Annotated in this window: 14 protein-coding genes; 5 read left to right on the top strand and 9 right to left on the bottom strand. The window is 73.5% G+C overall.

Annotated features, from left to right (window positions below; all coding sequences use genetic code 11):
- Positions 1–89 precede the first annotated feature (89 nt).
- Positions 90–557, top strand: a complete 468-nt coding sequence (locus IE275_RS28455) for an RDD family protein (RefSeq protein ID WP_189714298.1) — start codon at positions 90–92, stop codon at positions 555–557.
- A gap of 80 nt (positions 558–637) precedes the next feature.
- Here the strand turns inward: IE275_RS28455 and IE275_RS28450 are convergent, their stop codons facing one another.
- From IE275_RS28450 to lipB, 4 genes are all read right to left on the bottom strand, one after another.
- Complete coding sequence (locus IE275_RS28450) at positions 638–1,339, bottom strand: DUF4191 domain-containing protein (protein ID WP_189714297.1); 702 nt, start codon at positions 1,337–1,339, stop codon at positions 638–640.
- Between the two features lie 190 nt (positions 1,340–1,529).
- A complete protein-coding gene (locus IE275_RS28445) occupies positions 1,530–1,730 on the bottom strand; it encodes an SCO2195 family GlnR-regulated protein (protein WP_189714296.1) in 201 nt (66 codons plus the stop codon).
- A 309-nt stretch (positions 1,731–2,039) separates the two neighbouring features.
- Entirely contained in the window at positions 2,040–3,005 is a 966-nt protein-coding gene (gene lipA / locus IE275_RS28440) for a lipoyl synthase (protein WP_189714295.1), read from the bottom strand.
- A 74-nt stretch (positions 3,006–3,079) separates the two neighbouring features.
- The gene (lipB, locus tag IE275_RS28435) at positions 3,080–3,880 is read right to left on the bottom strand and encodes a lipoyl(octanoyl) transferase LipB (protein WP_189714294.1); all 801 of its coding nucleotides are present in this window, start codon (positions 3,878–3,880) and stop codon (positions 3,080–3,082) included.
- Positions 3,881–4,125: 245 nt separating this feature from the next.
- Between lipB and IE275_RS28430 the strand changes: the two genes are divergently transcribed.
- A complete protein-coding gene (locus IE275_RS28430; RefSeq protein ID WP_189714293.1) occupies positions 4,126–5,601 on the top strand; it encodes an NsdA family TPR-like regulatory protein in 1,476 nt (491 codons plus the stop codon).
- On the opposite strand, the gene IE275_RS28425 is transcribed toward IE275_RS28430, so the two are convergent.
- Together IE275_RS28425 and IE275_RS28420 are read right to left on the bottom strand one after the other, a co-directional pair.
- Positions 5,602–6,996 (bottom strand): NAD(P)/FAD-dependent oxidoreductase, encoded by a 1,395-nt coding sequence (locus IE275_RS28425; protein ID WP_189714292.1) that lies wholly within the window; start codon positions 6,994–6,996, stop codon positions 5,602–5,604.
- Between the two features lie 196 nt (positions 6,997–7,192).
- Positions 7,193–8,092, bottom strand: coding sequence for a TIGR01777 family oxidoreductase (locus IE275_RS28420; RefSeq protein WP_189714291.1), 900 nt, complete (start codon positions 8,090–8,092; stop codon positions 7,193–7,195).
- A 233-nt stretch (positions 8,093–8,325) separates the two neighbouring features.
- On the opposite strand from IE275_RS28420, the gene IE275_RS28415 reads away from it, so the two are divergent.
- Positions 8,326–8,823 (top strand): GNAT family N-acetyltransferase, encoded by a 498-nt coding sequence (locus IE275_RS28415; protein WP_189714290.1) that lies wholly within the window; start codon positions 8,326–8,328, stop codon positions 8,821–8,823.
- A gap of 64 nt (positions 8,824–8,887) precedes the next feature.
- Here IE275_RS28415 and IE275_RS28410 read toward each other — a convergent pair whose 3' ends face one another.
- Positions 8,888–10,072, bottom strand: a complete 1,185-nt coding sequence (locus IE275_RS28410) for a MarP family serine protease (protein ID WP_189714289.1) — start codon at positions 10,070–10,072, stop codon at positions 8,888–8,890.
- Positions 10,073–10,340: 268 nt separating this feature from the next.
- On the opposite strand from IE275_RS28410, the gene IE275_RS28405 reads away from it, so the two are divergent.
- Both IE275_RS28405 and IE275_RS28400 read left to right on the top strand, forming a co-directional pair.
- Positions 10,341–11,144, top strand: coding sequence for a peptidoglycan recognition protein family protein (locus IE275_RS28405; protein ID WP_229870681.1), 804 nt, complete (start codon positions 10,341–10,343; stop codon positions 11,142–11,144).
- 75 nt (positions 11,145–11,219) lie between these two features.
- Complete coding sequence (locus IE275_RS28400; RefSeq protein WP_189714287.1) at positions 11,220–11,486, top strand: hypothetical protein; 267 nt, start codon at positions 11,220–11,222, stop codon at positions 11,484–11,486.
- Between the two features lie 16 nt (positions 11,487–11,502).
- Here the strand turns inward: IE275_RS28400 and IE275_RS28395 are convergent, their stop codons facing one another.
- The gene (locus IE275_RS28395; protein ID WP_189714526.1) at positions 11,503–12,021 is read right to left on the bottom strand and encodes a DUF4240 domain-containing protein; all 519 of its coding nucleotides are present in this window, start codon (positions 12,019–12,021) and stop codon (positions 11,503–11,505) included.
- Positions 12,022–12,077: 56 nt separating this feature from the next.
- Positions 12,078–13,112: a helix-turn-helix transcriptional regulator gene (locus IE275_RS28390; protein WP_189714286.1), complete on the bottom strand. Its 1,035-nt coding sequence runs from the start codon at positions 13,110–13,112 to the stop codon at positions 12,078–12,080.
- Positions 13,113–13,155: the final 43 nt, after the last annotated feature.

Here is a 13,155-nt window from a genome sequence, read left to right as displayed (position 1 = left end):
TTCGCACAAGTTAACCGGCTACCCCTCCACCGTAGCCCGGACACACCCCGCCGTCCCCCGGTCATATGGGTGCGCAGTACCGTGGACGGGTGGACAACAGGCAAGCACTCGGATCGTGGCTCTCCGGACCCCGCGCGGCCATGGAGGACGCCGGTGCCGACTTCGGATACCGGGGCGAGCAGCTCGGTCTGCCGGAGGAGGGGCCGGGCTCGATCGCCCGCCCCGGACGGCGGCTCGGCGCCCTGGCGGTGGACTGGGGCCTGTGCCTCTTGATCGCATACAGCTTGATCACGGACGGCTACACGCCCGCCACCAGCAACTGGACCCTGCTCGTCTTCCTCGTGACGAGCCTCCTCACGGTGAGTACGGTCGGCTTCACGCCCGGCAAGCGCCTCTTCGGCCTGCGTGTGGTGTCCGCCGAGACCGGCACCGTCAGCCCGCTGCGCTCCGCGGCCCGCTCGGTCCTGCTCTGCCTGGCGATCCCGGCCCTGGTCTGGGACCGCGACGGCCGCGGCCTCCACGACCGTCTGGCCCGCACGGTCGAGGTGCGGATCTAGGCCGTGTCCCGCCGCGGGCCGGTCACGACGAAGGGGGCGCCCGGAGTGATCCGGGCGCCCCCTTTCGTCATGTCCGGGGATCAGCGGGCCTTCGGGCCGCCCCGCGGCATGCGCATGCCCTTGGGCATCGGCCCCTTGGGCAGCGGCATGTTGCTCATCAGGTCGCCCATGGCGCGCAGCCGGTCGTTGGTCGCGGTCACCTGCGGGCCGGTCAGCACGCGCGGGAACTTCATCAAGGTGGTCCGCACCTTCTTCAGCTCCGTCTGGCCCTCGCCCGTGCCCACGATCACGTCGTGCACCGGGACGTCCGCGACGATGCGGTTCATCTTCTTCTTCTCGGCGGCCAGCAGGGTCTTCACCCGGTTCGGGTTGCCCTCGGCGACCAGCACGATGCCGGCCTTGCCGACCGCGCGGTGCACCACGTCCTGGCTGCGGTTCATCGCCACCGCGGGGGTGGTCGTCCAGCCCCGGCCGATGTTGTCGAGCACGGCCGCGGCGGCGCCCGGCTGGCCCTCCATCTGACCGAAGGCGGCCCGCTCGGCCCGGCGCCCGAACACGATCGCCGTTCCGAGGAAGGCGAGCAGGAAGCCCAGGATGCCGAGATAGACCGGGTGCCCGATCAGGAAACCGATCGCGAGAAAGACACCGAGGATGATGAGGAAGACACCCGCGAGGATGAAGCCGATCTTCTTGTCGGCCCTGCGGGTCATCTTGTACGTCAGGGCGATCTGCTTCAGTCGCCCGGTGTTCGCGGCCTCCGCCGCACTGTCACTTCTCGCCATGCCACGAAGTCTACGTGGCCCCGGAAGTGCCGACGACGGCAGTGTCCGGGAGGTGCGGATCGCGGACCGACCGGCGGGCGGGTCAGGGCCGGCTCCGGCGCGGGGAAGGGCCGGGGCGGGGCGAGGGCAGGGCGGGGGAGATGTGGGGCAGGTGTGGGGCAGGTGTGGGCCGCGGAGGTGCGGCGCGGGGTCAGGGGCGGGCGGAGGTGACCGCTTCGAGGACGCGCTGCGCCTCGACACGGTCCTTGGCGCGACGGCGGTCCTCCAGCACGGAGGTCCACGCGTTCTGGCGGGCGGTGCGCTGTCCGCCGCTCATGAGGAGCGACTCGACGGCGCGCAGGGCGGTGGTGAAGGACGGGATCGCGGTGGCGCGAACGGGCGCGGCCTGCATGGTGGGAGCCCCCTCGGACGGCAGTGGGTGCGGGTCGGTGCGGGTCGGTGCGGGTCTACGTGGTGTGACACCAGCGTCACTGTTCGGTGTTACCAGGGCGTGACCGACCGGTCAAACGCCCATGAAGCCTTGATGAGGGGCATTCCGGGGCCCGGGAACGCCGACGCGGTCCCGACCGGGGTCCTCATCTGCGAGGACGGTCGGGACCGCGTCGTATCGGCCACTACTGGCCGGTAACATCTTGTGCGCGAGTTCACACGTATGTCCCGCGCTCGTACGGAGCAACGGCCCCGACGACTGTCGCCCAGGTCACACGGCCTGTACGGCGATGTACGTGCCGCGCTTCTCGACGGCCATCTGGTACAGCCGCCCGGCGCGGTACGAGGAGCGCACCAGCGGGCCGGACATCACGCCCGAGAAGCCGATCTGCTCGGCCTCCTCCTTCAGCTCCACGAACTCCTGCGGCTTCACCCAGCGTTCCACCGGATGGTGGCGCACGGACGGACGCAGGTACTGCGTGATCGTGATCAGCTCGCAGCCGGCCGCGTGCAGCTGCTTCAGCGCCTCGCTGACCTCCTCACGGGTCTCGCCCATGCCGAGGATCAGGTTGGACTTGGTGACCAGGCCGTAGTCGCGGGCGTCGGTGATCACCTTCAGCGAGCGCTCGTAGCGGAAGCCGGGACGGATCCGCTTGAAGATCCGCGGGACCGTCTCGACGTTGTGCGCGAAGACCTCGGGACGCGAGGCGAAGACCTCGGCCAGCAGCTCCGGTACGGCGTTGAAGTCGGGGGCGAGCAGCTCGACCTTGGTGCGGCCGCCCTCCCGGGCGGCGGTCTGCTCGTGGATCTGGCGGACCGTCTCGGCGTACAGCCAGGCGCCGCCGTCCTCCAGGTCGTCGCGGGCGACGCCGGTGATGGTGGCGTAGTTCAGGTCCATGGTGACGACGGACTCGCCGACCCGGCGCGGCTCGTCCCGGTCCAGGGCCTCGGGCTTGCCGGTGTCGATCTGGCAGAAGTCGCAGCGCCGGGTGCACTGGTCGCCGCCGATGAGGAAGGTGGCCTCGCGGTCCTCCCAGCATTCGTAGATGTTGGGGCAGCCGGCCTCCTGGCACACCGTGTGCAGGCCCTCGCTCTTCACGAGGTTCTGCATCTTCGTGTACTCGGGGCCCATTTTCGCCCGGGTCTTGATCCACTCGGGCTTGCGCTCGATGGGGGTCTGGCTGTTGCGGACCTCGAGGCGCAGCATCTTGCGTCCGTCGGGTGCGACTGCGGACACGACCGGCTCCCTAGCGATTGATTCTTTGGCGTCCCCCAGGGTACGCCCGTGGATTTGAAAGCCCGCTGCCCGCGTCAGGCGGCCGGTGTCTTCTCGATCACCCTGGGCGCGAGGACGGCGTTCTCCAAGACCTCGGCCAGATGGCGCTCCGCCACCGGCAGCACGTCGGCGATCGTGACGTCGCGGCCCAGCTCGTTCGCCAGGGAGGCGACGCCCGCGTCCCGGATCCCGCACGGGATGATCCGGTCGAACCACTTGTTGTCGGGGTTCACGTTCAGTGCGAAGCCGTGCATCGTCACGCCCTTGGCGACCCGGATGCCGATCGCCGCGATCTTGCGGTCCTCGCGGCGCTGTCCGGCGTTGGAGGGGGCGTACTCGGGGCCGTTGAGCCGCGGGTCGAACTCGTCGTCGGTGAGCCGGGGGTCGAAGTCCAGGGACAGGCCGCCCAGGAGGGGGCGCTGCTGCACCGGGTCGCCCAGCACCCACACCCCGCTGCGGCCCTCGACCCGGGTGGTCTCCAGGCCGAACTCCGCGCAGGTGCGGATCAGCGCCTCCTCCAGCCGCCGGACGTGCGCGACGACGTCCACCGGGCGCGGGAGCTTCTGGATGGGGTAGCCCACCAGCTGGCCCGGACCGTGCCAGGTGATCTTGCCGCCGCGGTCCACGTCGACGACCGGGGTGCCGTCGAGCGGGCGCTCGCTGTCGGCGGTGCGCCGCCCCGCCGTGTAGACCGGCGGGTGTTCGAGGAGCAGCACGGTGTCGGGGAGCTCGTCGGCGAACCGGGCCGCGTGCACCCGGCGCTGCTCGTCCCAGGCCTCCTGGTACTCCACGGCGTCGGCTCCGAAACCCATACGGACGAACCGCAACTCACTCACGGCGAGCGCCTCCCTGGAAGGTCGTAAGGCGCGTGGCGCGCCCAAGCCACTGTACGTCCGCGCGTCGCACGTCAGCCCGGTGGTCGATTCTCACACGATCGGATGAATGAGGGTCGAGATATGCAGCCGAGTGGCTACGCTCCGCTACATTCGCGCCGTTCGCGAGGCCAAAAGGGCTGATCACACCATCAGGGCACTTCATCCGGGCATGTCAGAGGCCCGGGAGGCAGGAGACCGCACCGCAGATGACGGAACGACCCGCGCAGCGCACTCCCAACCGCCAGCTCGCCGCGCTCATCGCAGAAGCGGGCTTCTCCAACGCGGGTCTGGCCCGTCGGGTCGATCAGCTCGGGCTCGAACACGGGCTGGATCTCAGATACGACAAGACCTCCGTCACCCGGTGGCTGCGCGGGCAGCAGCCCCGGGGCACCACCCCCGCCCTCATCGCCGAGGTCTTCACCCGGCGCCTCGGCCGCCGGCTGACGGCCCAGGACCTCGGTCTGGACGCCTGCGCCCCCGTCTACGCGGGACTGGAGTTCGCCGGCACCCCCGAGGAGGCCGTGGACATCGTCGGCGGGCTGTGGCGCAAGGACTCCGGCAGCCACGCCGAACTCCGCAAGATCGCCTTCACTCCGGCCGGGCTCGTCGTGCCGAGCCGCGACTGGCTGATCGGACGGGCCGACGAGCGGGTCGCCCGCGGCGAACAGTCCGCCCGGGTGCCCGTCCAGAGCCGTTCGGCCCCGAAGGCGCCCCCGGCCCCGGCGGCACCGCCGGTGGCCGTCCCGCGGCAGCGCGGCACCGTCGAGCGCGGCCCCGGCCAGCGGGTCACCCCCGGCGACATCTCCGCGCTCCGCTCGGTCGGCGAGCTGTTCCGCACCCTGGACAACATGTACGGCGGCGGCCACGCCCGTCAGGCCCTCGTGCGCTACCTGGAGCACGAGTGCGAGCCCATGCTGCGCGGCACCTACGGCGAACAGACCGGCCGCCGGCTCTTCGCCGCCGCCGCCGACCTCACCCGGCTGGCCGGCTGGACCTCCTTCGACATCGCCGCGCACGGCCTCGCCCAGCGCTACTTCGTCCAGGCCCTGCGGCTCGCCCAGGCGGCCGGGGACCGGGCGTACGGCTCGTTCGTGCTGGTCACCATGAGCCGCCAGGCCGTCTACCTCGGCCACGGGCGGGAGGCCGTCCAGCTCGCGCGGGTGGCCCAGCAGGGCGTCGGCTCCGGCGCGCCGCCGGTCGTCCAGGCGCTGCTGCACTGCGCCGAGGCGCGCGGGCACGGGGTGCTCGGCGAGGTGCGGGCCTGCACGGCCGCGCTGGTGCGGGCCGAGCGCGCGCTGGAGGCGGCCCGGGCCGGGGACGAGGTGCCGCACTGGGCGCGGTTCTTCGACGAGGCGCAGCTGGCCGACGAGTTCGGGCACTGCCACCGCGACCTCCAGCAGTTCCGGGCCGCCGTCCAGCACGCCGAACGCTCCCTCCAGCTGCGCCCCGCCGCCTATGCCCGCAGCCGCCTCTTCTGCCGCGTCGTCCTCGCCTCCGCCCGCCTCGGCCTCGGCGAACTCGACCAGGCCTGCCAGCTGGCCGCCGAGGCGGCCGGCCAGGCGGCCGAGATGCGCTCGGTGCGGGCGGTCGAGTACGTCAGGGACTTCGAGCGGAGGCTGGAGCCGTACAAGGACGCGGCTCCGGTGCGCACCTACCGGGACAAGGTGGCGGCCATGGGCTGACTACGCCGCCTGCGCGGCGCTGGGCGCGGGGTCCGCCCGGTGCAGGGACCCCGCCGCCCCCAGGTCGGCCACGATCGCCGACGCCGCCCGGTGGGCCGAGTGCAGGGCGCCCTGGACGGTGCTGGTGTCCCGGTGGTCGCCGCAGACGTACAGGCCCGCCAGCAGCCGCACCGGCCGCCGCAGGTCGTGCGGCGGCCGCATCGCGGGCACGGCCTCGGCGGTGTGGTGGACGGCGAGGGTCTCCCAGCGCGCGGTCGGGACGCCGTAGAGCCGGGACAGGTGCATCCGTACGGCGGTGTCGACGCCGTCGGGCGGGGTGCCGAGGACGGTGGACGAGATCAGCGCGCGGCCCGCGGGCGCCCGGCTCGGGTCGATGCCGCTGACCACGGCGGTGTGCGCGACCGGGCCGCCGCGGTCGGCGTCCAGCAGCAGCGAGGCGCCGGTCGACGGCGGCTCGTCCGTGGTGTGGTGAACGACCGTCACCGGGTGGAAGTCGGGCATCCGCAGGCCCGGCAGCAGCTCGGCCGCGGTGCGGGCGTCGGTGGCGACCAGGACGGCCCGGCAGCGGAACTCGCCGTGCTCGGCGGTGGTCACCGAGGTCGTGGAGACCGAGGTGACCCGCACGCCGGTGTGCAGGGTGCCCGCCGGCAGGGTCCGTGCGAGCAGCTCCGGCAGCACCTCGGCGCCGCCCTCCGGCAGACACAGCCGGCCCGCCGCGAAGGAGCGCAGCGCGAGGTCCGCGCACCGGCTGGAGGTGCTGAGGTCCGGGTCGCAGAGCAGCGCGGCCAGCAGCGGGCGCAGGAACCCGTCGATCGTGCGGGCGGGCAGTCCGCGGGCCGCGAGGGCCTCGCCGGCCGGGGACTCCGGGCGGCGCAGCAGCCGTTCGGCGGGTGTGGCCGCGATCCGGGTGAGCGCGGCGCCGAGCCGCGCCTGGTCGACGGCGGTGCCCAGCGGGGCTCCCGGCCGGACCCTGGGCGGCGGCACGGGCCGGGCGGCGGCCGGGCGCGGCCGGGGCAGCGCACCCGGCCGTGGGGCGCTCGCCAGGGCGCGTACGGCGTGGAGTGCGCCCCTTGCGCTCCCCGCGCCCGCCTGTGCGCCCGCGCGGTGGTGGCGTCCGTCGCTGTGCAGCAGGACCCCGGGGGCGAAGGGGCGCAGGACGAGCGCGTCGAGCCCCGGAGTCAGGCCCAGTTCGGGATACGCCGTGGACAGCAGCTGTCCGATGCGGTCGAGCCGGAAGCCGTCGACCTTCTCGGTCGACATGCGGCCGCCGACGTAAGGGGCGGCCTCCAGGACTGCGGTCGTTACTCCTGCGCTGATGAGGCGATGTGCCGCGGAGAGGCCGGCGACTCCGGCTCCCACGACGACGACGTCTGCCTGGTACGCGGGCTCAAGCACGTGCCCCTCCTCGAGGTTGCGCGGCCGGTGGAGACGTCATGCCCCCAACTGGCTTCCGGGATGCCCGAGTTCGGATCGAGGTTAGGGCTGTGATCGGTCGGGAACAGTCGCGCATGGACAGGGCACGGTCGCACGACGGTCGCATGCGATCGCCCCGGGTCGGCACAGCCGGTCGCACGCAGCCGCACGAGGCCGCTCACGCCGCCCGGATGGCATCCTCGATCCCGGGGAACGCGAAGGTGAACCCCGACTCCAGGAGCCGCTTCGGCACCACCCGCGCGCTGCCCAGGACATCCCCGGCCATCTCGCCCAGCACCGTCCGCAGCACCGGCGCGGGCACCGTGAACAGCGTCGGCCGGCGCAGCACCCGCCCCATCGCCGCCGTGATCTCACGGTTCGTCAGCGGCTCGGGAGCGGTCAGGTCGAACGGCCCCGACAGGTCGTCCCGGTCCAGGAGATGCCGGATCGCCGCCACCTCGTCGTGCAGCGCGATGTAGGACCAGTACTGCCGCCCGTCGCCCATCCGCCCGCCGAGCCCCGCGAGGAAGAGCGGGAACAGCCGCCCCCACGCCCCGCCCTCGCGCGCCACGACCAGCCCGGTCCGGGTGAACACCGTCCGCACGCCCGCCGCCTCGGCCGGCTCCGCGGCCGCCTCCCACTCCACGCACAGCTCCGGCAGGAACCCGCTCCCGGCGGGCGACCGCTCATCCACCACCCGGTCGCCGGTCTCGCCGTAGAAGCCCATCGCGCTGCCGTTCACGAACACCCGCGGCCGTTCGTCGAGCGAGGCGACCGCCCTGGCCAGACCCTGTGTGCCGTACACCCGGCTGTCGTGGATGCGCCGCTTGTACGCCTCGCTCCAGCGCCGGTCGCCCACGCCCGCGCCCGCCAGATTGACCACCGCGTCGCACCCGGCGAGCCCCGCCGCGTCCACCTGCCCCCGCTCGGGGTCCCACCGCACCTCCTGGGCATCGCGGGGCGTGTGCCGCACCAGGCGGACCACCTCGTGCCCGTCGGCGGTCAGGGACCGCACCAGCGCGCTGCCGATGAGACCGGACGCGCCGGCCACCGCGATTCGCCTACGTTCCAGTTCCATGCGCCCATCCTGCCCCGTGACCGGAGAAATCCCCGGCCGGGATCCGGCCTCCGCGCCTCAGGGGGTGTCTCGTCGATCATGCCGGGCTCGCGGGGTCCGGCACCGCGCCTCGCGGCGTTGTCGTCGGTTGCCATGGCTCCGCCATGACGCCCTCCTCCGCCTTGCGATGCACGGCACCGGACCCCGCTCCCTGATCCGGCCCGATCGACGAGACACCCCCTAGGGTGACGCGCATGTCCGCATCCGCCGAACTCCGTATCCGCACCGCGACGCCCGCCGACGACGACGCGCTCTCCCTCATCGACCGGCTCACCTGGTCGCCGCTGCACGCCGTCATGCCGAAGCCGGAGCCGCCCTACGCTCCCCTCTTCGACGAACGCCACCCGCCCGAGGACTTCCTGGTCGCCGAGCTGGACGGGCGCCCCGTGGGCTACATCCGCCTCGCCCACCCCACCCCGCTCGCCTGCAACGCGCACGTCCGCCAGATACAGGGCCTCGCCGTCACCGACGAGGCACGCGGCCGAGGTGTCGGACGGGCGCTGGTCCGCGCGGCCGTCGAGGAGGCCCGCCGGTGCGACGCCCGCCGGATCACCCTGCGCGTCCTCGCCCACAACGCCCCGGCCCGCGCGCTGTACGCGTCCGAGGGGTTCGTGGTCGAGGGGATCCTGCCGGAGGAGTTCCTGCTGGACGGGGCGTACGTGGACGACGTGTTCATGGGCCGGCCGGTGTGACCCCCGGGGACCGGCCGGCCGTGGCGACGCCCGCGGGCCGGCCGCCGGCCGCCCCGTACGACGGTCAGGAGCTGGTCAGCCGGCCGGTGTCCACCGGTGCCGTCGACTTCGCCGCCCGTTCGGCGTCGCCGGAGACCTCGGCGGCCGTCAGCACGTACCCGGTCTCGTCGTCCGAGGTGGAGCGGGCGAACACCACGCCGAAGACCCGGCCGTCGGTGGTCAGCAGCGGGCCGCCGGAGTTGCCCGGGCGGACCGTGGAGCGGATCGAGTAGATCTCACGGGTGACGATCTCGTCGTTGTAGATGTTCCGGCCGGTCGCCTTCACCCGGCTCGCGACCGTCGCCGCCTGGAGGTTGAGGTCGCCGTCCTGCGGATAGCCCGCCACGACCGCCTCGTTGCCCCGTTTCGCGGTGTCGTCGAAGCGCAGCACGGGCGCGCGCAGCTTGGGCACGTACAGCACGGCCACGTCCTTGTCCGGGTCGAAGAGCACCACCCGGGCGTCGTACGTCCGGCCCACGCCGCCGATCCGCACCGTCGGGTCGTCGATGCCCGCCACCACGTGCGCGTTGGTCATCACATGCTCGCGGGCGTACACGAAACCGCTGCCCTCACGGCCCTGGTCGCCCGCGACGCCCTCGATCTTGACCGTGCTGAGCTTCGCCGCGTTCGTCGCGCTCGCCGTGACACTGTCGCCGCTGGGCTCGGCGACCTCCGCCGTCGACTCGTTCTCGAACGGGTTGAAGACCTGCGGGAAGCCCGCCTGGGTGAGCGCCGACGTCGCGTCGGAGAACCAGGCCGGGGTGGTGTCCGGCATCGCGTCCTGCACCGCGCCGAGCAGCCGGGAGTCCCGGATCGACGAGGTCACCAGCGGCGACGAGGACGCGCCCAGTACGCTCGCCGCCACCCACGCCACGATCAGCACCGCCACCGCGTTGGCCGCCGCCCCGCCGACCCCGTCGGCCACCCGCAGCGGCCCCCGGTCCAGCTCGCGCCGCAGCCGCAGCGCCAGCCGCCCCGCCAGCTCGTGCCCCACCACCGCCGGGACGAGGACCGTGAACACCGCCGTCACCGTCGCCGCCGTCGTCCCCGGTGTCACCAGGTCCATCATCCAGGGCAGCACCCACACGCCGACCACCGCGCCGCCCACGAACCCGGCCAGCGAGACGCAGCCGGCCACCAGTCCGCGCCGGTAGCCCGAGCCGGCGTAGGCCAGGATCGCCAGTACCAGCAGGATGTCGAGCAGGTCCACAGAGCCGCCTTTCTCTCAGACCCCTTAGTACGCGGGGGACGGGCCCAGTGATCAGCCACGCGCGCGCGGCGCCCGGAATCGGCCACGTGTGCGTGTACCTCGGAAAACGCCGCGGACCGGGACGTCGGTTCCACCAGGTGGCAGAGCACACATCGCGGGCCGGGCGGATCCGGTCGACAGTGGGTCCATGTGTGTCAACCGACCGGTCCCCCGCCGATCGCGGGGAACACGAAGGCGGCGCCCGCCACGGATACCGGGCCCGCTCATGGTGTTGCTGGGCTGCGTGCCCGGCCTCGCAGCCGTCGCCGCGCTGGGACTGTGCGCGGACGGCGTCGACCGCGCCGCCACCTCCGCCCAGGCCGCCCGCGCCCTGCGCCCCCCGGCCGCGCGCCCCGCCTCCGCCCACACGGCCGTCAAGCCGCGCATCGTGCCGCGCACGGCCTGGCTGGACGACGTCAGCCGCCGCAAGCAGCCACCGCCGCGCTACGACGACAAGGTCGTCGCCGTCTTCGTCCACCACACGGACTCGCCCAACAGCTACGACTGCGCCGACGCGCCCCGCATCATCCGCTACCTGTACGCCGGCCAGACCGGAGCCCGGGACTGGGACGATCTCGGCTACAACTTCGTCGTCGACAAGTGCGGCACCGTCTACGAGGGCCGCGCGGGCGGCGTCGACCGTCCCGTCACCGGCGCCCACACCCAGGGCTTCAACCACCGCACGGCCGGCATCGCCGCGCTCGGCACCTTCACCGCCGGGGTGAAGGTCCCGCAGGCGATGGTCGACTCGATCGCGGCGGTCGCCGCCTGGAAGCTCGGTCTGTCCGACGTGGACCCGCGCACCCAGGCCCGTCTCACCTCCAGCAACAGCCTCAGCCGCTACCGGGCCGGCGCCACCGCCACCCTGCCCGCCCTCGCCGGCCACGACGACGGCTACATGACCAGCTGCCCCGGCGCCGCCCTCTCCGCCCGGCTGCCGGAGATCCGCCAGACGGCCGCCCGGCTCCAGGGCCGCCCGGTCAAGGGGACGGGCGCGGGAGCGGGCGCGCGCGGGCTCACAGGAACCCCTTAGGCAGGATTCAGACTCCTCCCATCCCCGCCTCCTACGGTCATGCACAACACAAGCCGACCGGAGGCGGGGAGAGAGATGAACAGCAGTCGCACGCAGTCCACGGGGTCCACCGGGTTCACGGGGTCCGCGGGTGCCACGGAGCGGGACGCCGGCTGGGCCCGGGCCGCCCGCAGCCCCTGGACGGTCCTGTGCGCCGTCGCCGCGGTCGTCCTGGGCCCGGCCGCCACGACCGCGTCCGCCCTCGAACAGGCCAACAAGGCGCCGCTGCACCACGCCGTCCGGGCCGACCAGCAGCAGGCCTACATCCCGGCGGACACCACGCGCCGCCGGGTCACCCTGTGAGGAGGGGGAGGAGGACTCACTCCTTGAAGCGGTTCCACAGCCGGGGGTACCGCTCGGCGAGCGCCCCCTCGTTCTCGAAGTCGACCGGCGTGCCGGCGGGTTCCGCGGCCGCGGGCGGGATGCCCAGATCGGGCGCGACGGCCCCGGTGAGCTGCTCGTAGGCCTCGTCGGCCGCGTAACCGAGGTCCTCGCCGTCCCCGTCGAGCTCCTCGTCGAAGTCGCCCAGCAGCTCGGCGAGCGCGTCCGGATCGTGCACCGCGCCCTCGAACACGTCGCGGCCCTGCCCGATCAGCCAGCAGCGGAAGAAGTCGAAGGCGTCGTCGCTCGCCCCGTCGAGCAGCACCCAGGCGGCGCCCCACAGGTCCCAGGTGTAGGCGCGGCTGTAGCGCGCCTCGAAGTGCCGGGCGAAGTCGAGCACGGACTCCGGGTCCAGCCGGACCAGCCGGTCCACGAGCAGGTCGGCCTGATCCTCCGGGTCGCCCTCGGCGCCCTCGCGGGAGGCGTCCACCAGCTCCCAGAACTCCGTCTCGTCCATCACGCGTCCAGCATCGTGCCTGGAGGGGTGCGGCGCACCCGGAGTGCCGGGGATTGTCACGCGCGGTACAAGCCCGCCAGCCGTGCCGCGTCCGCGGCGAACCGCGCCCGCAGCGACGGCGGGGCGATCACCTCCGCCTCGGCGCCGAGCGCGGCGAGCTGGGTGTGCGCCACGTCCTCCGACTCCACGCCCAGGGTGACCGTGACCCACCCGTGCCCGTCCGGTTCCCCGGCCCCCGCCAGCGCGTCCCGCGCGGCCACCGGATCCACCGTGTGGACCAGTCTGCGCACCCCGGTCTCCGAGAGCCGTACGACGGCCTCGGCCCGCAGGATCGAGCGCGCGAACCGCTCGGCCTGCTCGCCCCAGAACCCGGGCAGATCGAAGGACTCGTCCCGGTGGAAACGATCCTTCAGCACCTCGACCGCGACGAACCGGTCGATCCGGTAGGTCCGCAGGTCCCCGGCCCCCGCCGAACCGACCGCCCCCGAACCCGCCGCCGCCTTCGGCTCCGTCTCCGGCTCCCTCTCCCGAACCCGGGCGCACAGATACCAGACCCCCGCCTTCAGCACGAGCCCGTACGGCTCCAGGTCCCGCTCGACCTCACCGTCCCCGCGCCGGTAGCGGGCGCTCACGCGGCGGTCGTCCCACACCGCGTCCGCGACCACCGCCAGCAGTGCGGGCACCTCCGGCTCCCGGAACCACGCGGGCGCGTCCAGATGGAACCGCTGCGCCGCCGCCCGCGGCGCGTCCCGCAGGGACGGCAGCAGGGCGGCCGACACCTTCAGCCGGGCCGCGGAGGCCACGTCCTCGAGGCCCATCTCCCGCAGCGCGCCCGGCACCCCGCTCAGGAACAGCGCCTCGGCCTCGCCCCGGCCCAGCCCGGTCAGCCCGGTGCGGTACCCGCCGACCAGCCGGTACCCGCCGGTCCGCCCCCGCTCCGCGTACACCGGGACCCCCGCCTCCGACAGCGCCTGCGCGTCCCGGGTGACGGTCCGCTCGGACACCTCCAGCTCACGGGCCAGCTCGGCGGCGGTCATGGCGGGCCGGGACTGCAGGAGCAGCACCATCTTGATGAGGCGGGCAGCACGCATGATGCCCATGATGCCGGGCCCGCCGACGACGAAGGGGCACGGC

This window comes from Streptomyces phaeofaciens (genome assembly GCF_014648915.1).
Classification (GTDB): Bacteria; Actinomycetota; Actinomycetes; order Streptomycetales; family Streptomycetaceae; genus Streptomyces; species Streptomyces phaeofaciens.
This window is presented reverse-complemented; position numbering and strand designations above follow the sequence as displayed.